This window comes from Chitinophaga sp. SYP-B3965, from assembly GCF_009647655.1.
Lineage (GTDB): Bacteria > Bacteroidota > Bacteroidia > Chitinophagales > Chitinophagaceae > Chitinophaga.
The window spans coordinates 1543584-1567422 of sequence record NZ_WJFD01000001.1 but is presented as its reverse complement, the minus strand read 5'-3'; the positions used below and the strand labels follow the sequence as shown (position 1 = coordinate 1567422).

15 protein-coding genes are annotated in these 23839 nt (G+C 46.2%); 13 read left to right on the top strand and 2 right to left on the bottom strand.

The features are described 5' to 3' along the window. Positions 1-142: 142 nt before the first annotated feature. From GFS24_RS06165 to GFS24_RS06155, 3 genes are all read left to right on the top strand, one after another. The gene (locus GFS24_RS06165) at positions 143-2590 is read left to right on the top strand and encodes a glycoside hydrolase family 2 protein (RefSeq protein WP_153658705.1); all 2448 of its coding nucleotides are present in this window, start codon (positions 143-145) and stop codon (positions 2588-2590) included. Positions 2591-2666: 76 nt separating this feature from the next. Continuing rightward, positions 2667-3131: a LexA family transcriptional regulator gene (locus GFS24_RS06160; RefSeq protein WP_153658704.1), complete on the top strand. Its 465-nt coding sequence runs from the start codon at positions 2667-2669 to the stop codon at positions 3129-3131. A 96-nt stretch (positions 3132-3227) separates the two neighbouring features. Next, complete coding sequence (locus GFS24_RS06155; protein WP_153658703.1) at positions 3228-4214, top strand: outer membrane beta-barrel protein; 987 nt, start codon at positions 3228-3230, stop codon at positions 4212-4214. Here the strand turns inward: GFS24_RS06155 and GFS24_RS06150 are convergent. Beyond that, positions 4211-5098 carry an AraC family transcriptional regulator gene (locus GFS24_RS06150; protein WP_153658702.1) on the bottom strand — a complete coding sequence of 296 codons (888 nt, stop codon included), beginning with the start codon at positions 5096-5098 and terminating at the stop codon, positions 4211-4213. The two genes, GFS24_RS06155 and GFS24_RS06150, sit on opposite strands and share 4 nt — an antisense overlap. Positions 5099-5292: 194 nt before the next feature. Between GFS24_RS06150 and GFS24_RS06145 the strand changes: the two genes are divergently transcribed. The 10 genes from GFS24_RS06145 (at position 5293) to GFS24_RS06105 (ending at position 22293) form a co-directional block, all read left to right on the top strand. Further along, the gene (locus GFS24_RS06145; protein ID WP_153658701.1) at positions 5293-8415 is read left to right on the top strand and encodes a SusC/RagA family TonB-linked outer membrane protein; all 3123 of its coding nucleotides are present in this window, start codon (positions 5293-5295) and stop codon (positions 8413-8415) included. A 22-nt stretch (positions 8416-8437) separates the two neighbouring features. Then, positions 8438-10015 (top strand): RagB/SusD family nutrient uptake outer membrane protein, encoded by a 1578-nt coding sequence (locus tag GFS24_RS06140; protein WP_153658700.1) that lies wholly within the window; start codon positions 8438-8440, stop codon positions 10013-10015. 11 nt (positions 10016-10026) lie between these two features. Further along, positions 10027-11634 (top strand): glycoside hydrolase, encoded by a 1608-nt coding sequence (locus tag GFS24_RS06135; RefSeq protein ID WP_216647363.1) that lies wholly within the window; start codon positions 10027-10029, stop codon positions 11632-11634. Next, complete coding sequence (locus GFS24_RS28970; RefSeq protein WP_173002985.1) at positions 11634-12944, top strand: sugar porter family MFS transporter; 1311 nt, start codon at positions 11634-11636, stop codon at positions 12942-12944. The genes GFS24_RS06135 and GFS24_RS28970 overlap by 1 nt, the downstream gene beginning before the upstream one ends. Positions 12945-12953: 9 nt before the next feature. Next, positions 12954-16211: a DUF5107 domain-containing protein gene (locus GFS24_RS06130; protein WP_173002984.1), complete on the top strand. Its 3258-nt coding sequence runs from the start codon at positions 12954-12956 to the stop codon at positions 16209-16211. Next, positions 16201-18792, top strand: coding sequence for a glycoside hydrolase family 2 protein (locus GFS24_RS06125; protein ID WP_153658699.1), 2592 nt, complete (start codon positions 16201-16203; stop codon positions 18790-18792). The genes GFS24_RS06130 and GFS24_RS06125 overlap by 11 nt, the downstream gene beginning before the upstream one ends. Before the next feature lie 23 nt (positions 18793-18815). Further along, the gene (locus GFS24_RS06120; protein ID WP_153658698.1) at positions 18816-19649 is read left to right on the top strand and encodes a sigma-70 family RNA polymerase sigma factor; all 834 of its coding nucleotides are present in this window, start codon (positions 18816-18818) and stop codon (positions 19647-19649) included. 48 nt (positions 19650-19697) lie between these two features. Then, the gene (locus GFS24_RS06115) at positions 19698-20156 is read left to right on the top strand and encodes a carboxymuconolactone decarboxylase family protein (protein ID WP_153658697.1); all 459 of its coding nucleotides are present in this window, start codon (positions 19698-19700) and stop codon (positions 20154-20156) included. 130 nt (positions 20157-20286) lie between these two features. After that, entirely contained in the window at positions 20287-20964 is a 678-nt protein-coding gene (locus tag GFS24_RS06110) for a hypothetical protein (RefSeq protein WP_153658696.1), read from the top strand. 30 nt (positions 20965-20994) lie between these two features. Next, entirely contained in the window at positions 20995-22293 is a 1299-nt protein-coding gene (locus GFS24_RS06105) for a T9SS type A sorting domain-containing protein (protein ID WP_153658695.1), read from the top strand. 260 nt (positions 22294-22553) lie between these two features. Here GFS24_RS06105 and GFS24_RS06100 read toward each other — a convergent pair whose 3' ends face one another. Further along, positions 22554-23765 (bottom strand): serine hydrolase, encoded by a 1212-nt coding sequence (locus GFS24_RS06100; protein ID WP_153658694.1) that lies wholly within the window; start codon positions 23763-23765, stop codon positions 22554-22556. Positions 23766-23839 lie beyond the last annotated feature (74 nt).

Here is a 23839-nt window from a genome sequence, read left to right as displayed (position 1 = left end):
AAAAGTATAGGTTAATGATAATATCAATCCTAAAATAAGCACTGAAATGCAATAAAAGTACACTAAATTGCGATTTATCCATCAATTCCCTGATTGTCCGGTTGGGAACTCTTCCTTATCTTGCCCACCTGATAAACTGATCATGCAAATTAAAAAGTACCTTTTTCTGGCCCTCGGCCTTATTGGGGCCTGCACCACACAGGCTCAGCAAAAAACAAGACTCAACACCGGCTGGGAATTCCTGCGGTCTGACCTGGGAGGCATCTGGGAAGCCGTGCGCCCTGTGGGCAAGGGAGCTCCGGAGGCATCTCCTTTATGGGACACGGTCACTCTTCCGCATTGTATTAATGCAAACGATTGCGTAGATCCTGATGTGAACTATTATCAGGGCCCCGCATGGTACCGCACACAGCTGAAGATCAGCAATCCTTACGCAAACGGCAGAACGATCCTTCACTTTGAAGGCGCCGGCCAGAAAACGGATGTGTATGTGTACACCACCAAAGTAGCATCCCACACAGGCGGTTATGATGAATGGACGGTAGATATCACTGATGCCGTGGCCGCTTTTAAGAACAACCCTGCCTTTAAGCAGCAATTCAAAGAGAGTATTCCCGTATCCATCAGAACAGATAACAGCCGGGACCTGGAAATGATCCCGTCCAGCTTATCTGACTTTAATGTGTACGGCGGTATTTACCGTTACCTGAACCTGGTATATGTACCTGCTTTATCTGTTGAGCGGCTGAAGGTGACTACCGATGTAAGCGGCACCGTGGCAGTGGAGGCAGCAGTATATAATAAAGGTGGATATGATAAAGCTACTTTCAAAACTGTACTGAAAGACCCTGCCGGCAAAATATTGCAGGAATCTTCTTTTGAAGCAGATAACCTGAAAGGTGCTGTTGCTGTTGCCGCATTCAAAGTAAAACAGCCTAAATTATGGAGCACAACATCTCCGGCATTGTATACTGTGGAAACCTCTGTTACGGCGGGCAATGATACTTACACACAAATAGAGAAAACAGGTTTCCGCTCTTTCGAATTCCAAAAGCAGGGACCTTTTTTCCTGAACGGACAACGCCTTTTACTGAACGGTACACACCGTCATGAAGACCATGCAGGTGTAGCCGCTGCTATGACAGAGGATCTGATGCGCAAAGAAATGATCCTCATGAAAGACATGGGTGTGAACTTTATCCGCCTGGGCCATTACCAGCAATCCCGTTACATCCTGCAGCTCTGCGACAGCCTGGGTATTGTAGTATGGGAAGAAATACCCTGGTGCCGTGGCGGACTGGGGGGCAAAACCTACCAGGAGCAGGCTAAACGCATGCTCACTAATATGATAGAGCAGCATCACAATCATCCTTCCGTGATCATATGGGGCCTGGGTAACGAGAACGACTGGCCCGGCGACTTCCCTGAATTTGATAAGGAAAAGATCCGCACATTCATGAAAGAACTGAATGATCTCGCGCACAAGCTGGACCCTTCCCGCAAAACAGCCATCCGCCGCTGTGATTTCTGTAAGGATATCGTAGATGTATATTCTCCGTCCATCTGGGCAGGCTGGTACCGCGGAATTTATACAGAGTATAAACAAACAACAGAAGAAGAATTCAAAAAGGTAGATCGTTTCCTGCACGTAGAGTGGGGTGGCGATAGTCATGCAGGCCGGCATTCAGAAACGCCGGATAAAGCACTGCAAAGTATTAAAACAGGCGGTGGTACAGATGAGCGTGCTGGTGATGCTTCTTTATATGGTGGGGCTGCACGTGTATCCAAAGATGGAGACTGGAGTGAAAGTTATATCTGTAACCTGATGGACTGGCACCTGAAAGAACAGGAAACCATGCCATGGCTTACCGGTACGGCACAATGGGTGTTCAAAGATTTCTCTACACCTATCCGGCCGGATAACCCTGTGCCCTATATGAATCAGAAAGGCCTCGTGGAAAGAGACCTCACACCCAAGGATGCCTATTATGTGTTCCAGTCGTATTGGGCTACAAAACCCATGGCACGGATCTATGGTCATTCCTGGCAGGTAAGGTGGGGCAATGAAGGAGAAGAGAAAATGGTGAAAGTATATTCCAATTGTGAAGAAGCAGAGTTGTTCGTGAATGGTAAAAGTGCCGGTAAAAAGAAACGTAAGAGCGCGGATTTCCCTGCAGCAGGTTTACGCTGGAATGTAGTGTTCAATAAAGGAAAGAATGAAGTAAAGGTAGTAGCGTGGAAAGGAAAAGAGATAATAGAAGATAAAGTGTCCTTTGAATATCAGACAGAGAAATGGAGCAAACCAGCAAAGATGACATTGCAGCAGATAGCGAATGAAAATGGTATAACCACGATAGAAGTAAAAGCATTCGACAGTAATAATGTGTATTGTGCAGATGCGGCTAACTGGGTGCGTTTTTCACTGGCAGGTGATGGTAAGCTGATAGATGATCTGGGTACTTCTTCCGGATCAAGATTTGTGCAGTTATACAGCGGTCGCGCTATTATACGGATCGATACTAAAAATGGAAAGAACGTGGCTGCGGTGAAAAGTGATGGCATGGAAACAGTTACGTTAAGCCTGAAATAAAAGATAACGATGCAGGGGTAACACCCATCATGTCTACTAATTTAATTAGTTAATATTGCTAAATAAATTAGTAGACATGAGAATCGTTGCCCGGCAGGACGGCCTGCAATTTTACGCCATTGAAGAGACCGAAAATCTCCCCTTACCTTATATCAGTACACCTGTTAAAGCCGGTTTCCCCTCTCCGGCACAGGACTTCATGGAAGAAGATATAGACCTTGTCGCTTTTTTAGGCATGAACAAACCCTCCGTATATGTTGTGCGGGTAGATGGTAATTCCATGCAGGATGAACACGTGCCCGATAATAGTTACCTCGTGGTGGACAGGTCCCTGAAACCACAGCCGCATGATATTGTAGTGGCAGTACTGAACGGGGAATTTACCGTTAAAACATTAGTGAAGTCAACCGCCGGCTGGATGTTGTATCCTGCCAACGCCATGTACAATCCCATTATCATCAGGGAAGGAGATGACTTCCAGGTATGGGGTGTGGTAGCACAGGTGATCATTGACAGGAAGGAAATGCGCAAACGGCATTAAGCAATAATGTTAAAATTCCTCAGAACAAAACATACCCGGCTCATAATTTGTTGTGTGTTGTAGAAGACCATATTCTATAACCAAAACAATGTTAATATGAAACGGATGAACCTGCTTATTATGACGTTTTTAGCCCTGGCATTTACCACCACTCAGGCACAGACAAGTAAGTTTTATATCAAAGCCGCCGGTGGCTATTTCTTCAGTGTTTCCAATGGCCAGTTCCCTGATGTTGGCCCTTATCCGCCAAGAGATCAGCATGACCAGGTGAACCCTGCTACGGGAGCCATCACCACACTATCTGAAAAGGTATTGACCGGTTCTTACGGAGAAGGTTTCAGAGGCGGATTATCCTTTGGATACAATTTCAATAAATATGTAGGCATAGAAGGTACCTTCAACTATTTCCAAAGCGTGAAGAACCTGATGACGCGCAACCTCACCACTATCCAGGGAACATCTACAGCTGTAGGAAGCATAGAATCCAGGGGACATGTGAACGCAATAGATTTTGCACCCAGCCTGGTATTCAGTCCGGGTTATGAAAAATGGAATCCCTATGTGCGTTTTGGATTTGTAGTACCGTTATGGGGCCGCCTGCATATAGAAACAGATGCTTCAAAGACCAGTGCAGTACCCGGTCAGCCAGCTACTGTAGTGGCGCAGACAACCATACATCGTAAAGAAGAAGTAAAGCCCAGTCCAACTATTGGTTTCCAGGGCGCGCTGGGTGTTACCTATGCCGTAGCAAAACGTCTTGATATCTTCCTGGAAACAGAATACAGGAATGTACCGGTGAAGAGCGACAGCAAAGAAGTAACAGAATATGATGAAGTGACCAATGTACTGAACACCACGAATGGTCAGGTGATCTCAACACAACGAAGAGGATTGAATGATCTCAGTACCGCAGAAAGGGAAACGGAGTATGTAACCACGCTGGATCAGAATTCGAATACACCTGTTGGCACCACCGGATCCAAAACAAATTATAAGAATGACAATGCACCTTCCAATGACCTCAAGTCCTATATCAACATAGGTGGTCTTGGTGCTAATTTGGGTGTGAGGTTCCGCTTTTAGGAGCTGCCTCTTTTAGTGCGGTAATGATTGGGAGAAACACCCATGAGTTTATTAAACATCCGCGAAAAATAATAGGGGTCTTCCATCCCTAGTTTATAAGCTATTTCTTTCACCCGGAGATCCGTGAATATCAGGTACTGGCATGCCTTCTGGATCTTCAGGTGATTGAAGTATTCCATAGGGGAGAAGCCCGTTTTCTTGCGGAAGATGCTGGAGTAATGAGAGGCAGACAAGTTTACTGATTGCGCGAGATTAGCCAGCGTGAGCATCTGGGATAACTGCTGCTGCATATAGTTGATAGACAATTCCACCACATCCGTACTTTGTTTTTTTTCAGACAGGTTGAACTTATCATCATACATAAAAGAGGATAAGAAATGCCATAAGCACATATTGGCATAACACAGGTTGTCGTTTCCATAACCCCTTTCCAGGCTGGTATAAATATCTTCAAAGAGGTGTAACCGCTTTTGCTGAAAAGTAATGGTGCCGCTATGCCCGCTGTGTTGTTTGATCATTGCATCCACGATCACATTAGCAACTGGTCCTTTGAAATGCGCCCAATAGATGGTCCAGGAATCATTTTCATCTGCAGCATAACTATGCGCAGCACCAGCCGGGATCACTACAAAAGTATCCGGCCCCATTGAATATTTTCGTTTACCTATCTGGGCAGAACCCTTTCCTTCCACACAATAGATCAGGATGTTTTGATCAATGCCATGGAGGCGCTGGCGAAAGTGATATTTCGCTTTAGGATAATAACCGATATCCGTTACAAAAGCCCCTTCAATAACCGGGTTGCTGATGCACAGATCAGTGATGATCTTCCTTGGAATAATAATAGCCCGCTGGCCTTCGAATCCTTCTTTTTTTCGTAACATGGTCGGCCCAATTTACAATAAAAAAATCCATGAAAGAAGCAATCATGGTAAGTTCCTGATCGTGTACCAGAATATGGCCCATAAGATAATCCATCTTTTCCATCAGAATCTCTATTGAGCCGCCGGGTTTATATTTCAATATTTGTACCACTCAACCAATCAACCACTCATTCCACGATGTAAAAAATTTACACATGAAAAAACACTTGCAGCTCTTCTGGGTTTTTTCCCTGTTCTTTTGCCATGCCGCCTTTTCTCAGGGCCAGGTTATTAAGGGGAAAATAACCGGCAGCAACCAGGTTTCCTTACCAAACATTTCCGTACAGGTGAAAGGAACAGTTACGGGAACTATCACCAATCCCCAGGGAGAATTTTCCATCACCGCTCCCACAGACGCTACCCTGATCATTTCTTCCATCGGCTTTATCAAAAAGGAAGTGCCTTTATCCGGCCGCCAGTTTGTAGCCATTACACTGGAAGAAGATAGCAAACAATTAAGTGATGTGGTAGTGATCGGCTACCAGTCTACTGCCCGGAAGAATGTGACGACCTCTATTTCTTCCGTGTCAGCAAAAGATATTGAACCATATACTTCCGGCACAGTAGCCACCGCCATCCAGGGCAAGCTGGCGGGAGTACAGGTAATGGCGGCAGATGGTTCTGTAGGTTCACAGCCCCGCATCCTCGTGCGCGGTCTTAGTAGTATCACAGGCAATACTACGCCGCTCGTGATCGTAGATGGAATGGAAATAGGATACAATTTTATGAACACCATTAACCCCCTGGATATCGCCAGTATAGATATCCTGAAAGATGCTTCCGCTGCTTCCATTTATGGTGCGCGTTCCGGTCAGGGTGTGATCCTGATCACCACTAAACGTGGTAAAGGTGCCCCACAGATCAATTTCCAGGCTACCTATGGTATTGCGAAACCGCCTAAAATAAAGATCGCCGGTGCGCAGGAATATGCGGCTACTATGAACAAGATTGCCACCAACAGCGGTACAACACCATTGCCTTTTCCGGATGTAAGCAGTTTGAAGGACAACAATTACTGGGATCAAACATTTGGACAAGGCACCAAGCAGAGTTACAATTTGAGTGTTACCGGTGGAAAGGAAGGCCTGTCTGTTTTTGGCAGCATGGGTTATTATACAGAAGATTCCTACGCAGGTGAAAGAGGCGGCCAGTGGAAGAAAGCCACCGCCCGCCTGAATGTGGACTGGGACCTCAACAAAGTAGTGAAAGTAGGTTTCGCTTTAGCGCCCCGTTATGAGAATTATCCTTTTGCACCGCTCAATCTTACCTGGCCTGCTTTTGCCATGGACCCTACGGTAGCGCCTTACAGAACAGAAGCAGAAGTATACAGCTCTTTGCCTCCGCTCACAGGTACTTTCGTGGATTTTATGACGGCGTTCAATCCTTACTATAGTTTGCCCAGCCGCTCTTCTTTTAATGGTATCATCAGTCCGGAATTTAACCTCCGCACTAACTTTGATAAGCGGGAATACTTCGGCGGACAGTTTGGTACCTATATAGAACTGAAACCCCTGAAAGGCCTGGTCTTGAAAACAGCATTGGATGCAAATGCTAATTTCTCCCAGCAGAATAATTACGGGCCTAAATATTATTTCGCTACCAACAGTTACAATGCCAAAACAGCTGTATCTACTTCTACTACCTACAACAGCCGCTTAAAGATCACCAACACGGCAGATTATACATTGCCACTGCCAAAAGATCATGCAGTGAATGTACTGTTAGGGCATAGTTACGATAGCTATTCTACAAAAGGGTCCAATGCATCCCGCGAGAATATACCATTTGATACAGAGCCCTTCCGCTTCATCAACGGAGGCAACCTGGTAACCGGTGGTGGCGGCGGGTATCAGCCCGGTGCCGGACCATTCGGCAAAATGCTTTCGTTCTTTGGTTCTCTTCGCTATAACTATAAAGAAAAATACTACCTCAGTGGTGCTATGCGGGCAGATGCTTCTTCCCTTGTAAATCCATTATACCGCTGGGGATATTTCCCTTCTGTATCCGGTGCATGGGTGATCTCCCAGGAACCTTTCTTTGAAAGCATCAGCAACACCGTTAGCTACCTGAAATTAAGGGCCGGCTGGGGAAGGTCTGGTGGTAACCTGCCGGGTGGTGTAGGTGAATACATGTCTTATGTAACACCTGTGAATTATGTGGATGCCAATGGCGGCCCTATCTATGGATATACGCCTGGTACTATCAGCAATCCTGAACTCCGTTGGGAAATACAGGAAGATTATACTGTAGGTTTTGATGCATCGCTTTTCCATAATAAGTTAAACCTCACCGTGGAGCGGTATGTAAAAACACCCAGTAACCTTGCCTTAGTGGTGAGAGTAGATCCTGTGCTGGGATATCCGCAGGGATATATTCCTTCGCAAAATGTGAATATAGGAAAGATGACCACGAAGGGATGGGACATTGCAGTAGGGTACAAAGATAATATCACCCGCAAGCTGAGCTTTGGTGTGAACCTTACGGTCAGCCAGTTTAAGAGCAATGTGAATTACCTCTCTACTTCAGATCCTATCATAGGCGGTGAAGCGAATGAAGTGATCACTACTTTCCGTTCACGTACCACTGTGGGTCATCAACCCGGTGCGTGGTGGGGATATATTGTAGATGGTGTATTCCAGACCAATGATGAAGCAGCGGGCTATGTGAACAAAAGCGGTGTGCGTTTGCAGCCACAGGCTACAGCTGGTGACCTGAAGTTCAGGGATTATAACGGAGATGGAAAGATCGATAACAGCGACATGTCCGACATCGGCTCTCCATATCCGAAATTCTCCGGTGGTTTAACGCTCACGCTCAATTACAGCAACTTTGATTTCAGAACGGAATTGTATGGCGTATTCGGTCAGCAGAATTTTAACAACTACAGAAGGAATATGGTGCCCGGGCCTAACTACAATTTCCTGTCCGGTTTCGCGGATCAGTTCTGGGATGGTCCCGGTTCTACCAATAGTTTCCCTATCCTGCGGAAGACTGATCTGAATGGTAATTTCACCAAGATGAGCACCTTCTTTCTGGAGAAAGGAAATTATCTGCGCTGCAACGTGATGCAATTGGGGTATACCGTTCCGCCAAAGCTGATCAAAGGGATCAAGAATATAAGGGTGTATGTATCTGCACAGAATTTATTTACCATCACCAATTATTCAGGTCTGAATCCGGATGTTCCCTGGTATTCCACCATCTCTTACAATGGACTGGATAACTACCAGATGCTGGTTCCCAGAACTTATTTATTCGGATTGAACATTGGATTGTAAAGAAAACTTCAAAAGCACTGTTATGAAAAAGTTCATATTACTCTTTGCAGGGTTCGTTATAGGGGGAAGTTCCTGTAGTACACTGGATCAGGATCCTTATGGCTCTGCTATCGTAGAATCACAATATTATACTACACTGGCACAATGTAATACGTCTACATTAGTTGCTTACCGCTTCATTGATTATGCTACCTGGTGGGAGATCCTCAACTTCCGTTACCTCTCCGCAGAAGCTTCCAGCGACAATGCCTGGATCGGTAATACCTATCAGGCAACACATCCTACTTACGATGCCGTAGCGCATTATACACTGGATGCCGGGAACGACCGGAATGAAGCGCAATGGATAGACCTCTATAAAAGTATCGGCCGTTTTAACAGCACCATAGATGGTATTTCACGTGCGCCGATCGATGAGAACAGCAAGAAACAGTTTATCGCAGAACTGAAGTTCCTGCGGGCCTGGTGTTACTTTGACCTGGTGCGTAACTATGGCGGTGTGCCTATAGTTCTCAAAATACTTTCTCCTGATAATCATCCTGCACGTAATACTGTGAAAGAAGTATATGACCAGGTGGTGGCAGATCTGCAGGAAGGTGTGGCCGTACTTCCTAAAAAATCACAGTATCCTGCAGCAGAAAAGTTCAGGGCTTCCAGCGGTGCGGCGTTAACGCTGTTAGCTAAAACATACCTGTATATGGAAGACTGGCCTAAGGCAGAATTAGCAGCCAAACAAGTGATAGACATGGGAGAATATGACCTGGAAGGCAGCTTTGCTACTTTGTGGGGGTACACCTACAAAAATGGGAAGGAATCCATCTTTGAAATACAGAACGGTTCGTCCCAGGTGCCTGCATTGCCAACGAACGATTTCATGAAAATGCTGAACTCTGTTGCAGATGCCGGCTGGGGATATTATTCCGCTACCAGCGACCTGGAGAATGCATACAAATCAGAGGGAGACAGTATCCGTTTGCAATGGACCATCAACCGCCACGGCTTACCGGTGGCAGGAGATCCCAATACACCTGTATTTGACGGCAGGCCTTATCCTGCACTGAACAGCCATTCCAAATCCGCCCGCTACAGCCGCAAGCATTACATCCCTAAAGCACAAAGACCTGCTAACGGATTACCGGCTTTAAATAACAAGCTCCTGCGTTTTTCAGAAGCCTTGCTCATTCATGCAGAAGCCTGTGCCATGCAAAGTAAAACAGGCGATGCCCTGACATCCCTTAAAAGAGTGCGGGATCGTGTGAACCTGACAACCAACATGGCATTGACCGGTTGGGACCTTACTAACGCCATCAGGAAGGAGCGAAGGCTGGAGTTTGCTTTTGAAGGAGATCGTTTATATGATATCCGCAGGTGGAAAGACGCTGCCGGTAAACCAGTGATCAATAGCATCATGGGGCCAACAGGTAGTTTTGTGTTGTACAATACGCAAACGAGTACAGATCCCTGGGAGAAGAAGAACCCGGTGGAATTGCAGAACAAAGGGTACAACTTCAATCCTGAAATTCATTCGTTATGGCCCATTCCTTCCAGCCAGATCATTATTTCCGAAGGCGCTATAAAGCAAAATCCGGGTTATTTTTAAGGAATTAAATTATGAAGACGATCATGAAATTGTTTTGCCTTGCGCTGCTCGCAACTTACTGCGGTAAAAGTTCAACACCCGCTCCGGTGACTAATACCTGTATCTACCTGGGTGTGGACACTTGCCTGCAAAAACCTAAAACGGTTGTTACTATTAATATGGGCAGCACAAAGCAAACCATTCACAGCTTTGGCGCTTCCGATTGCTGGACCACCAAGTACATTGGTCAATGGAACAATGTGCAGAAGAAAGATCAGATAGCAGACCTTTTATTCAGCATGGATACTACGGCAAACGGAACGCCAAAGGGGATCGGCTTATCATTATGGCGTTTTAACATAGGCGGGGGCAGTTATGAACAGGGGGTTGGAAGTAATATTGCAGATGAATGGAGAAGGGAAGAATGTTTTATGAACCCGGATAATACTTACAACTGGTCTAAACAGCAGGGCCAGCAATGGTTCCTGCAGGCGGCAAAACAACGTGGTGTTAAATACACGCTGGGGTTTTCATTAACCGCACCCGTGTTTATGTCTAAGAACGGAAAAGCCTATAACAGTTCCGGCGGCACACTGATGAATATACAGGACGGCAAATTAGACGCATACGCAGGTTTTCTGGCAGAAGTAACCAAACACTTCCGGTTTGATTACCTGAGCCCTGTAAACGAACCGCAGTGGGCATGGGGGCAGGCTACTTCTGCGGGCCAGGAAGGTACGCAGTGTACCAACGAAGAAATAGCTGCGTTTTGCAAAGCCCTTTCCCCTAAACTGGCCGGTACCTCTTCTCAGATAGTAGTCGGAGAAGCCGGTACACTGGCATACCTCTATGGTACCAACACAGATAACCGCGGAGATCAGATCACACAGTTCTTTAACGCAGCTTCCACCAATTACATCGGAAACCTGCCGAACATGGCACATACTATTTCAGGGCATAGCTATTTCACTACTTGTCCGGATAACACATTGATCAGTACCCGCCAGCAGTTGGTAAACAAAATAAACCAGGTAGATGCCACCCTGAACACCTGGCAAACAGAATTCGGGATCCTGGGAGATATCTGCGGCCAGTACAATGGTTCTCCAAGGAATATCGGTATTGAATACGGATTGTATGTGGCTAAAGTGATCCATCACGACCTCGTGATCGCTAATATGAATTCCTGGCAGTGGTGGCTGGCAGTAAGCCCTTATAATTACAGCGATGCGCTGGTGTATATCAACGATCCTGCCGGACAGATAAACGTGGCCAACTGCAAAACGGATGGCATTGTGCTGGACTCCAAGCAGCTATGGGCATTCGGCAATTATGCGCGTTTTATCAGGCCCGGCATGAAACGGGTGGAAACCACCATACCCGGGAATAATGATCCTGGCATAGCAGCGGGCACGTTGATGATCTCAGCTTACAAGGAAGAAACCGAAAAGAAAATAGTAGTAGTGCTGGTGAACCCGGAAACAAAAGAGAAAACGATCCAGCTGAACGGATTGACCGTTGGTGTGTTAGATCAGTATACAACAGATGCCGGTAACAACCTGAAAAGAACGCAAACGGCTGCCGGAGAAATTAGGGTGCCCGCTAAATCTGTTGTAACATTAACAGGAAAATATCAATAATGAGCAAGCAATTCAATCATACTTACATCATCGGGATTTCATTTATTTCGGCATTAGGCGGATACCTGTTTGGTTTTGATTTTGCAGTGATCTCCGGGGCGCTGCCTTTCCTGCGCAGCGCCTTTGGGCTCAATGCATGGTGGGAGGGTTTCTTAACCGGCTCGCTGGCATTGGGCTGTATGGTAGGATGCCTGGCTGCAGGAAAGCTGGCAGACCGTTATGGCAGAAAACCAGGGCTGATACTGGCCGCTATAATTTTCACCATCTCTTCCTTAGGCATGGCCTGCTCCAATGGTTTAGGCGTATTTGTTTGCATGCGTTTTGCCGCAGGCATTGGTGTGGGTATGGCGTCTATCCTGAGCCCTATGTACATCGCAGAGGTTTCTCCTGCACAATTCCGCGGGAGGAATGTTTCCATCAACCAGCTGACTATCGTGATAGGGATCTTGATTACAAATCTCGTGAATTATACATTGGCAGGTAAAGGAGAAGAAGCATGGCGCTGGATGTTTGGTCTGGGTGCCGTGCCTTCCCTTGTTTTTTTACTCGGTGTGTTATGGTTGCCGGAAAGCCCGCGCTGGCTGATCGGCAAAGGAAGGATAGATGAAGCAAAGAAAACGCTGGCGAAGATTGGTGATGATATTGAACTATCAGTAAAAAAAGAAGAAGCCCCCTCATACCGCGCAGTATTCGAGAAAGCAGTAAGACCAGCAGTGGTGATCGGTATTACTCTCGCGGTGTTCCAGCAATTGTGTGGCATCAATATCGTATTTAATTATACCTCTACCATTTTTGCATCTGCGGGTGCAGACCTCAACAGCCAGTTATTTGAAACCATCACCATTGGTGTGGTGAACCTTGCTTTCACATTAGTAGCCATGTGGCAGGTAGATAAACTGGGGCGCAGGCCTTTAATGCTCATAGGTTCCGCGGGACTTTCCGTAGTATATATCGTACTCGCATTCCTGTTGCAGAACCAGCTGGATGTGCGGCTCGTTTCTTTTTTCGTGATGCTGGCCATTGCGCTGTACGCTACTTCGCTGGCCCCGGTTACCTGGGTATTGATCTCAGAAATATTTCCGAATAACATCAGAGGGCTTGCTTCTTCAATTGCCATTGTTTCCCTGTGGGGCGCTTATTTTATCCTCGTATTTACTTTTCCCATCCTGGCAGAGCAGCTGGGTACTTACGGGCCATTCTATCTATACGCCGGTATCTGCGCGCTGGGATTCCTGTTCATCAGAAGCAAAGTGAAGGAAACAAAAGGGCAATCCCTCGAACAATTAGAACAACATTTAACAGGACATTAAAATACAGACATGAGTAGTGATTCTTTGGTGCAGGTTTGGGAGGAAAAGATCAGTATCCCAACTTATAGCATTGGTAAACCCGACAAAAACCCGATGTTCTTTGAAAAGCGTGTGTATCAGGGCAGTAGTGGCGTTGTTTATCCTAACCCGGTAATAGAAAAGATCTTTGATGAAAAGAAGGATGAGGTGTACACAGCCGTATTCCTGGAGAACCGTTACCTGAAGATCATGGTGCTGCCGCAATTAGGTGGCCGTATACAGATGGCTTATGATAAAGTAGGGCAGCGGCATTTCATTTACTACAACCAGGTGATCAAACCCGCCCTGGTTGGATTGTGTGGGCCATGGATCTCCGGTGGTATAGAATTTAACTGGCCCCAGCATCATCGCCCCAGCACTTTTGAGCCGGTGGATTATGCCATGGAAGAGAACCCTGATGGCAGTAAGACGGTATGGGTGAATGAGGTGGAGAAGATGTTCCATACCAAAGGTATGGCAGGTTTTACTTTACATCCGGATAAAGCTTACCTTGAAATTAAAGGCAAACTCTATAACCGCACTGCATTGCCGCAGACGTTTCTGTGGTGGGCCAATCCGGCCGTGAAAGTGAACGATGATTATCAATCCGTATTTCCGCCGGATGTGAATGCTGTGTTTGATCATGGCAAACGGGATGTGTCCACTTTCCCGATCGCTACCGGTACTTATTATAAAGTAGATTATGCACCGGGCACAGATATTTCCCGGTACAAAAATATCCCCGTGCCTACTTCGTATATGGCTATCCGTTCAGATTATGATTTTGTAGGAGGATATGAGAATGATACACAGGCAGGTTTACTGCATGTGGCCAATCACCATATCTCCCCCGGCAAAAAGCAATGGACATGGGGACACAGCGATTTCGGCAAAGCATGGGATAAGAACCTCACGGATGAAGATGGCCCGTATATAGAATTGATGACGGGGGTTTTCACAGATAACCAACCGGATTTCAGCTGGCTGATGCCTTATGAGGAAAAGTCATTTTCGCAATACTTCATGCCTTACAGGGAACTGGGCATTGTTAAAAACGCCAGCAAAGATTTATTGATCTACGCCAGCGATACAGCAATAAAAGTATTTGCCACCGGCATTCAAACCGGCATCACGCTGGAAGTGTATATCAATCAAACATTACTTTTCTCTGAAAAAATAAACGTATCTCCTGAAGCCATTTATCAAAAATCCATACTAGCGAAAGAAGAAGAATTACTGGTGATATTAAAAGATCGCCACGGAAAAGAATTGCTACGCTATGAACCAGCTGCCAACCGGAAAAATGAGATCCCTCAGCCAGCAATGGCCGCACTGGAGCCAAAAGCCGTAGAGAACAACGAGCAGCTTTTCCTGACGGGTTTGCATCTGGAACAGTACCGTCACGCTACCTATAACCCCGTGGATTATTATGAAGAAGCATTACGCCGTGATCCCAAAGATCTGCGTTGCAATAATGCATTGGGAGCATGGTATTTGAGAAGAGGTAATGTAGAGAAAAGCGAAGCCTATTTCCGTAAAGCCATTGAAACACTCACACAGCGCAATCCCAATCCATACAACGGAGAGCCGTTGTATAACCTGGGCCTTTGCCTGCAATTACAGGGCAGGGTAGAAGAAGCATATGAGATGTTCTATAAAGCTACCTGGAACAGCGCCTGGCAGGATAGCAGTTATTTCTCTCTTGCACAGCTGAGCACCGCGAAAGGCAATTATGCAGAAGCGCTGGAACAGATAGAATGGTCGCTGGACAGGAATGCACGTAACAGTAAAGCCTGGGCCCTGAAAGCCATGATCCTGCGTTTATTGGGGAAAGACACAAAGGAAGTATGCAAAGAAGCGTTACGCCGGGATATCTTTAACCTCACGTTGTATGCAGAACTAAAAGAACTGAATACCTTAATAAAGCTAGGCCGCGAAGACGAACATAGTTTCATTGAATATGCCATCGATTATGCATCCGCAGGTTTGTACAAAGAAGCGGTTGAACTGCTGAGCCTTGTGAAAGGAGGTCCCATGCATGCATATTACCTGGGATGGTTTCATTACAAGGCCGGTAACACAGATCAGGCGCTTTTCTTCTTTAAACAGGGTGCCAAAGCAGATCCTGCCTTATGTTTTCCGAACAGGATAGAAGACGTGGCCGTATTGAAACTGGCTATGACGCTTAACAATGAAGACGCTAAAGCGCCCTATTACCTGGGCTGCCTCTGGTATGATAAACGCCAGTATGCAGAAGCCATGGAGATGTGGGAACTGTCTGCCATCAGGGATAATACGTTCCCCACGGTATTCAGGAACCTGGGCATAGCATGTTTCAATAAAAGGCAAAATAAAACGAAAGCACTTTATTATTTTGAAAAAGCCTTTTCACTGGACCCAACAGATGCGCGGGTATTAATGGAACTGGACCAGCTATACAAACGGCTGCATAAAGATCCTGAAAGCCGTTTATTGCAGCTGGAAAACCATCTTAAACTGGTGAACTGGCGGGATGACGTGTATCTCGAAAGGGCAGCCATCTATAATTTCATGGGGCAATTTGAAAAAGCATTTGACCTGATCATGCAGCGGAAATTCCATCCATGGGAAGGAGGAGAAGGAAAAGTCTCCGGGCAATATCTCTGCAGCCTCACCGGCATGGCGCGGCAGCATATCCAGGATAAGGATTATGAAGCAGCCATCAGGAAATTGAAAATGGCGCAGGAATACCCGGATGCATTAGGGGAAGGCAAACTGTTCGGGGCACAGGAAAATGATATATTTTACTGGCTGGGCATGGCATATGAAGGAGAGCTGTCAAAGGGGTACCTGGAAAAAGCCACGGAAGGATTATCGGAACCCTCCGCCGCGATGTTCTATAATGATCAGCCACCTGATAAGATCCTTTACCAGGGGTTGGCATGGGCCGCATTAGGAGATCAGGAGAAAGCGAATATTATCTTCCGGTCACTGGTAAAGTATGGGGAAACACATTTGCATGATGACGTGAAGATCGATTACTTTGCCGTTTCCCTGCCAGACCTGCTGATCTTTGAAGACGATGGAAAACTGAGGAACACGCTACATTGCACCTATATGATGGGACTGGGCTGGCTGGGATTGCAGGAGTATGATAAAGCTACAGCAGCATTTACACAGGTATTGGAACAGGATATGCACTTTGGTGCACAAACACATTTATCAATGATCCGGCAATTGCAGGAACAACATCTTTTACATGCGCGTTAGTTTCATTTTATTGGCATTGTGCTGCATGCTGCAGGCAAAGGCACAAACTATTTCACTGGAAGGAGAATGGAAATATAAATTAGATGAAGGAGGACAATGGTCTAAGATCAAACTGCCCGGAACACTGGATAATGCGGGTGTGGGCAATGCCACTACCTTAACAGCGGATTCGCTGAATAAGGAAACATTGCTGATGCTCACGCGTAAACATTCCTATATCGGCCCGGCATGGTATAGCAGGGAGGTCGTGATCCCTGCCAGTTGGAAAGGGAAAAATATCGAACTGTTCCTCGAACGGGTGATTTGGAAATCACAGGTATGGGTAGATGGAAAGGAAGCTGGTATTACCGAAGAAAGCCTGATCGCACCGCACCGTTTCCCCTTAAGCCAATTGCTAACGCCCGGCAAACATAAACTGGAGATCAGGATAGATAACAGGAAGTTATATGATATGAGCACACGCGATATGGCGCATGCTTATACCAATGGCACGCAGATCATGTGGAACGGGATCATCGGGCAGATAAAGCTGATCGCCAATAACAAAACAGCCATCCAGGTGTACCCTGATGTACAGAATAAAACAGCCAGGATAAAAATTTCCACAGAAAACGGCAATCGTTTAAAAGTAAAAATTACGGGCAAACAATTTTCCTTTGAGAAAGAGATCCCAACTACCGGAGCACTAACAGAACTGGAGGTGCCAATGGGCAACAATGCAGCGCTCTGGGATGAATTTTCTCCTAACCTCTATAAAGTAACTGTACAGGTGAATGGAGAAACAGCCAGTACCACATTTGGTATGCGGCAGCTTTCCACTGAAAACGGTTTATTACAGCTCAATGGCCGGCGCATCTTTTTAAGAGGTACACTGGAATGTAATATCTTTCCTTTAACAGGTTATCCGCCAATGACCAAACCCGGATGGCTAAAGGTGTTCAGCGCAGCAAAAGCATATGGCCTGAATCATTTGCGCTTCCATTCCTGGTGTCCGCCCGAAGCAGCTTTTGAAGTAGCAGATTCTATGGGTTTCTATCTGCAGGTGGAATTGCCTTTCTGGAATAAGAATGCCGGAAAGGATGATCCTATGGATAAATGGCTGGCAGCAGAAGGCCAAAAGATCATCGCCAATTATGGCAATCATCCTTCTTTCTGTTTCTGGTCTATGGGTAACGAACTGGAAGGCGATTTTACATGGCTGGCGCAATTGCTCACCACATTGAAGAAAGAAGATCCCCGCCATTTATACAGCAGCACTACTTTTTCTTTCCAGAAAGATCACGGCCGTTTCCCTGAACCGGTAGACGAATTTTTTATCACACAATACACCAAGAAAGGATGGGTACGCGGCCAGGGCATCTTTAATACCTATGCGCCTAATTTTTCCACTGATTATACAAAAGCGATAGACAGTATCCCCGTTCCGGTGATCACGCATGAAATAGGCCAGTATTCCGTGTTTCCGAACATGGAAGAAATAAAGAAATACACCGGCGTATTAGATCCGATCAACTTTAAAGCTATCCGCAAAGACCTGGACAAAAAAGGGCTGCTTCCATTAGCGAAACAATTCCTGCTGGCCAGTGGTAAATTTGCTGCCAATCTTTACAAGGAAGAAATAGAACGTGCTTTAAAAACAAAAGGCCTCAGTGGCTTTCAGTTGCTGGACCTGCATGATTTCCCCGGTCAGGGCACCGCATTGATCGGTATCCTGGATGCTTTCTGGGATAGCAAGGGACTGGTGTCAGCCGAAACACATCGTACCTATTGTGGCCCCGTAGTGCCGCTTTTGCGATTTGATAAAGCAGTGTACACCAACAATGAACAATTCAAAGGCGCGGTAGAAATAGCTAATTTCAGCAATGTAGAATTAAAGAACAGCACTATTACCTGGACGGCGAATGATGCATCCGGCAAACAACTCGCAACAGGAGAGGGCAGTGTTACATTTGATCTGCAAAAGATCACAGTAGCAACAGCCGTCACTATTCATCTTAACGTAGCCGGTTATAAGAATGAGTGGACCATCTGGGTATATCCGGAAAAAATAACCACCAATACCACCATTGCAAAAACACTGGAAGAAGCTTTGCCGCTATTGGAACAGGGAAAAAGTATACTGCTCAACCCGGATACAGCAGCTCTCAAAGGGGTGCAAGGCCGTTTTGCACCAGTGTTCTGGAGCCCTGTGCATTTCCCTGACCAACCAGGCACCATGGGCATCTTATGTGATCCTGCACATCCTGCATTTAGACATTTCCCTACGGAGTTTTACAGCAACTGGCAGTGGTGGGACCTCATCACATCTTCCAAAACCATGGTCATTGACTCACTGCCGGAGCTGACACCATTGGTACGGGTAATAGATAATTTCTTTAAGAACAGGAAAATGTCCAATGTGATAGAAGCGAAAGTAGGCAAGGGAAAACTGATCCTCACTTCGATGGACCTCACGCACAACCTGGAAGGAAGACCTGCTGCAAGGCAGCTTCGCTACAGCCTGGAACAATATATGGCCACTAAAGCATTTGCGCCGAAAGTGGAATTGTCCATTGCACAGTTACAGTCGCTGATGAAATGATGCTAATTGTATAAATTAGCAGGATGGAATCGTTACGACCATTACTGACCACATATGCCTATAATGTAACAGGCTCACTGGAAGAAGCAAAAGACATTGTACAGGATACTTACCTGCAATTTATGCAGGTGGATGGAGAGAAGATCGAAAATAAGAAAGCCTACCTCGTGCGGATGGTGATCAATCTCGCTATCAACCGGAAAAAGAAACAACAAAAAATGCTTTCCGCTTACCATGGCGAATGGCTGCCCGAACCCGTAGCAACGGAGCATGCAGACGCCATGGTAAACCGGAAGGATATACTCAGTTACTCCCTCATGGTACTCCTGGATAAACTGGACCCTAAACAAAGAGCCGTTTTCATCCTGAAGGAAGCATTTGAATATGACCACGCAGAGATTGCCGATGTATTGGGCATCACGGTAGAATATTCGAGAAAGATATTAAGTCGCGCCAAACAACAATTAGCCACACTGGCCACGGTAAAGGACAGTAGCATCCCTGCTGATTACCTCAACAAATACCTCACCGTAATGGCCGCCGGCGATACCAAACGCCTGGAACAATTACTGAATCAGGACATTGTGCTCACGTCCGATGGCGGCGGGAAAGCCACTGCTGTACTCAACCCGGTTCATGGTTTGAAAAATGGCATGAGCATGCTGTTTGGATTGTACAACAAATTCTTCCGGATGGCAAAAATTGAGCAGGGTATTATTAATCACCAGCCCGCATTGTTCATTTACGAAGGAGACAGGCTCGCCACCTGCCAGGTATTCACCTTTAAGAATGGGCTGGTAGACCGGGTCTATTTCATCCGGAATCCGGATAAGCTCCAATCTCTCCAAAAAAAGTAAAGAAAGCTGTCACGTTTTAAACGTGAGATCACTCTTTATATAAAAAAGATGGAAAGAATTGCTTATCAGGAAATACCCGAAGGGCTTTTCCCGGCCTTGCTCAAACTGCAGGCGTATATCTACAAATCCGGATTGGACAGGAAACTGCATGAACTCCTGGCTACCCGGATCTCCCAGATCAATGGTTGTGCGTATTGCCTGGATATGCACTACAAAGAAGCAGTACATGCAGGAGAAGATCCGATCCGCCTGATCTCTTTACCCGCCTGGAGGGAAACCACTTATTACACGCCAAAGGAACAGGCTGCACTGGCTTTTGCAGAAGCCTTGACCCGTTTGCCGGATAATGGTGATCATGAACATCTTCATGAAGAATTGCTCAAACATTTTACCAAACAGGAGATTGCATTGCTCACACTGGATATTTCACAGAGCAATACCTGGAACCGTTTGAATATATCATTTGGCTCCGTTGCCGGACATTATAAAGTAGGACAGTTCAGTTAGTTGATAATCAGCTAAAAAGCCTCCCGGTGTTGCATCGGGAGGCTTTTTATTTTGATATCTATCAGGATAAGTTTAAATTACTGTAGTTATACCCGATCCCGAAAATCCCTTAACTCAAAACCCTTCTCCAATGAAAAAGATCCCCGTCACATTATGCTTATTCCTGTTGCCCCTATGGCTATTGGCGCAACAAAAGTTTGACTACCCAATTAAGCCCGGCACTGATAACTGGAAAGTGATGAAGAGCCACAAAGAAAGGGTAGAGGCCAGCCAGATCCCGGCTGCAGTTGCAAAGCAGCTCAGCACCCCCGCTTTGCTGGAAGCCGTGCTGGATTATCCGCTCAGCATGGACCTTTTTTTCTTTAATACCCTGCAGGATGGTATGGATATGCTGAAGACTAATTTCGCGGCTTTGCCTGAACTGTTATCCCGCAAAGACCTGATGACCGTATCAGTAGAAAGGTATGCGCAATTAAGAATGGACTCAGTAACATCGCTGGAAGGTAAATACGACAGGGCCATCTTCTCATTTAAGGTCAGTTTCCTGGAAATGATCCTGGCGCAACCGGAAGTAACCAATAAGCTGGATGCAGGCCGACGGAAGGTTGTGCTGGAGGCATTGGTGTCAAAGTATGAGCAGAAGGAAAGGCTGAAGGAGTTTTATGGAGAGATGAACCTCGGTTCCTCCGCCTGGGCTGCATATCGCATCAGCAAAAGGAGTGATGACAGTGCCCTGAACAAAGGTGCTTTTATATCTCCTGCTGCTTCAAAAAGTGTGATCCTGCAAACCAGGAAACAGATCGACTAAACTATCCTTCACCCTGAAACAGATCCTTCTATGAAAAAGATTTACTGGTTTTATATATTCCTGCTGCCCACAATTACTTTTGCGCAAACGCAAAGTAATGTTACCACACCTAAAGGCAGTTCAGTAGTGGCGTACATTTATGCTGAGGGAAGCTCAACCGCCAGAGGTAACACGGACATTGCGGTGGCTGCACAGTATCCCAATGCGGTGCAAACTTCTTATTTTAATGATGGCTATAGTTCTTCTGCCAGGTTTAATTGCCACGGTTATGCGTGGAACATGGTAGAGGGCGGGCCGGTGAGGTGGATAGGTGTAGGCACTACCACCCACGAAGATATTTATATGACAGATGGAAGTTATGTGCAGGTATGCAGTGAAACCTACCCTGGCAAGGTTTCACTGGGTGTTGCTGATCACTCTGCCATCACAACATCTACGCCTGGTATCTGGCAATCAAAGTGGGGCGGGCAGCCTTTGATGACACATGCCAGCAACGATCATCCTTATTATAAATTTGATTATACCTATTGGGTATCCACTGCTATTTCAGGCCCTGCAGAAGTATGCAGTCCATCTACCTTTTCCGTACAGAATATTTCCGGCGCAACTTATAGCTGGACGAGCAGCAGCAATCTGAGCATCTCCGGTTCAGGCAATGCCGTTACAGTAAGTGGAACCGGTACTAACGGAGCAGGATGGGTGGAAGTATATATTTCTACCGGCTGTGGTACTGCTACCCGGAGAATGAATGTACACAAAGGTCCTCCCGGCGCTCTCACACATACCATTGAAACCCTCTTTGATCCAACGCAGCTTTGTTACCTGGCAGGTAATACGTATACCTGGGTATTAAGCCCCCATGGCCCGGTGCCCGGAGCAACTAATATTTACTTCATGGTGTTTGAAGCTGCTACCGGACCAGGCTCACCCATACAGGGAAGTTACAGCCAGAATATGGATGTTAGTTTCTATTGGTATCCTTCTAATTATACTTTTATGGCCTGGGCAGAGAATGCCTGCGGCGCGGGATTGATCACGCAGAAAGATGTAACAACCTATGCTACCTGCGATGGGCCTATGTTCCGGATGTCCGTTTCTCCTAATCCTACTTCAGGACAATTGGTTGTTGAGATGGATAAAGATGTATCCGCCGGCAAAGTGGTATTTGAATTATTCGATTTCAATACCAATGAACGCAAAAGGATGTGGACGCAGCAGAGTGGCCAGGGCAGGCATAATCTCAGCCTGCATGGTTTGAAGAAAGGATTGTATATCCTCTCCGTAACAAAAGGAAAATTGAAAGAGTCTAAAAAAGTGATCATTCAATAATGCAGGAAATGATAAGGGTATAACAAAAAACGGGGCTGTTTGTAACGGCCCCGTTTTTAATTAGCATGAAGTTTGTAGTATATTGCTGGTAGCGGCTTTCAGCTAAATTTTACTTCAAATAGCATAAAAAGCAAGTCCACCTCATCTCCACCCCATCTCCGCATTAAGTCCACACCATCTCCACAGTTCTCCCTACTGTCTCCCATAGTTTCCCCATTATCTCCCCATGGTTCCCCCGTAGTTGAAGCATATCAAAAGCATTAATCCACCAATGCCTGGTAAACCACGTTCTGGAATGTTTCCCTAAGAGACCAATAAGGAGAGAAGTACTGCTGCGTAAGCATGATCCCTATCATTTGTTCCTTCGGGTCCGCAAAGTAATGTGTATGAAAAGCACCATCCCAGCTAAAGCTTCCGGAAGAAAGCGGCAGCACATAATCATTCTTATCTGTTTCCAGCGCAAAACCTAAGCCAAATGCAAAATCAGCCGTCATCTGCGGAACAGGTGATGCGGTAACGCCTTCCGGCAATTGATTACTGAGCATAAGTGCTACTGTTTTGGGGCTTAGTAAGCGCTTGTCTTTATATATTCCCTTGTTCAAAAATAAGGTCAGGAATTTGGCGTAGTCTTCAATTGTACCGCTAAGGCCGGCACCACCGGAAAAGAAAGTACTGGGTTGATTGGGATAGGAGGGATCGGCCCCGTCAAAGATGGGATATTCCACTTTAGCGATACCGCCATCTTCCATCGGCTGGTGAATGCTCACCAGGCGGTGATGTTTGCCGGCAGGGATCGTAAAATAAGTATCGTTCATCTCAAGCGGCTGGAAGATCCTTTGCTGATAAAGATCCGGGAGGGATTGCCCGCTCCAGGTTTCTACAAGATATCCCAGCAGGTCCGTGCTCAATCCGTACGTAAAGTGTTCTCCCGGCTGATGCAGCAAGGGTACTTTGGCCAGCATTTCCATGTGCTGCAGATTGGTGATCTCCGTAGTGCCCATTCCGAGCCTTATTCCGGCCTTTGAATAAATGGCTACCATCTTATCCTCGCTGAGGTAAGGGATGGGATAGGCGAGCCCGGAAGTGTGCCGGAACAGATCGCGGATGGTGATCTCCCTGTTGGCGGGTTTGGTGGTGTAGCTGCTGTCTTCCGGGTTGAAGGTATCTACCACTGCCATGTCCTTAAAGGCAGGCAGGTATTTGGAAACCGGTTCGTCCAGCAGGAATTTGCCTTCTTCCCAGAGCATCATGGCGGCGAGGCTGGTCACTGCTTTGGTGAAGGAAGCGATCCGGAAGATATCATCACTTTTGGTAAGTCTTTTAGTGGGCAGGTCTGCATAACCGAATGATTTGTTATACGCCACCTCTCCATTTCGCATCACCAGTACATTGGCCCCTGCAATGTGATTTTGTGTGATATGATCGTTGATGAACTGGTCTATCCTTGTGAGCCTGTTTTGATCGAATTTCATTTCGCGAGCATTTAATTTTTGTCAAAGCTGCGCGAATTCTACACATTAATCAAGTACTTACCCTATTGTAAGTA

Excerpts from the sequence above, each read along its gene's own strand:
- GFS24_RS06125 (WP_153658699.1), top strand. The coding sequence starts at position 16,201 with ATGCGCGTTAGTTTCATTTTATTGGCATTGTGCTGCATGCTGCAGGCA.
- GFS24_RS06165 (WP_153658705.1), top strand. The coding sequence starts at position 143 with ATGCAAATTAAAAAGTACCTTTTTCTGGCCCTCGGCCTTATTGGGGCC.
- GFS24_RS28970 (WP_173002985.1), top strand. The coding sequence starts at position 11,634 with ATGAGCAAGCAATTCAATCATACTTACATCATCGGGATTTCATTTATT.
- GFS24_RS06135 (WP_216647363.1), top strand. The coding sequence starts at position 10,027 with ATGAAGACGATCATGAAATTGTTTTGCCTTGCGCTGCTCGCAACTTAC.
- GFS24_RS06150 (WP_153658702.1), bottom strand. The coding sequence starts at position 5,098 with ATGTTACGAAAAAAAGAAGGATTCGAAGGCCAGCGGGCTATTATTATT.
- GFS24_RS06110 (WP_153658696.1), top strand. The coding sequence starts at position 20,287 with ATGAAAAAGATCCCCGTCACATTATGCTTATTCCTGTTGCCCCTATGG.
- GFS24_RS06105 (WP_153658695.1), top strand. The coding sequence starts at position 20,995 with ATGAAAAAGATTTACTGGTTTTATATATTCCTGCTGCCCACAATTACT.
- GFS24_RS06160 (WP_153658704.1), top strand. The coding sequence starts at position 2,667 with ATGAGAATCGTTGCCCGGCAGGACGGCCTGCAATTTTACGCCATTGAA.
- GFS24_RS06145 (WP_153658701.1), top strand. The coding sequence starts at position 5,293 with ATGAAAAAACACTTGCAGCTCTTCTGGGTTTTTTCCCTGTTCTTTTGC.
- GFS24_RS06155 (WP_153658703.1), top strand. The coding sequence starts at position 3,228 with ATGAAACGGATGAACCTGCTTATTATGACGTTTTTAGCCCTGGCATTT.
- GFS24_RS06140 (WP_153658700.1), top strand. The coding sequence starts at position 8,438 with ATGAAAAAGTTCATATTACTCTTTGCAGGGTTCGTTATAGGGGGAAGT.
- GFS24_RS06120 (WP_153658698.1), top strand. The coding sequence starts at position 18,816 with ATGGAATCGTTACGACCATTACTGACCACATATGCCTATAATGTAACA.
- GFS24_RS06115 (WP_153658697.1), top strand. The coding sequence starts at position 19,698 with ATGGAAAGAATTGCTTATCAGGAAATACCCGAAGGGCTTTTCCCGGCC.
- GFS24_RS06100 (WP_153658694.1), bottom strand. The coding sequence starts at position 23,765 with ATGAAATTCGATCAAAACAGGCTCACAAGGATAGACCAGTTCATCAAC.
- GFS24_RS06130 (WP_173002984.1), top strand. The coding sequence starts at position 12,954 with ATGAGTAGTGATTCTTTGGTGCAGGTTTGGGAGGAAAAGATCAGTATC.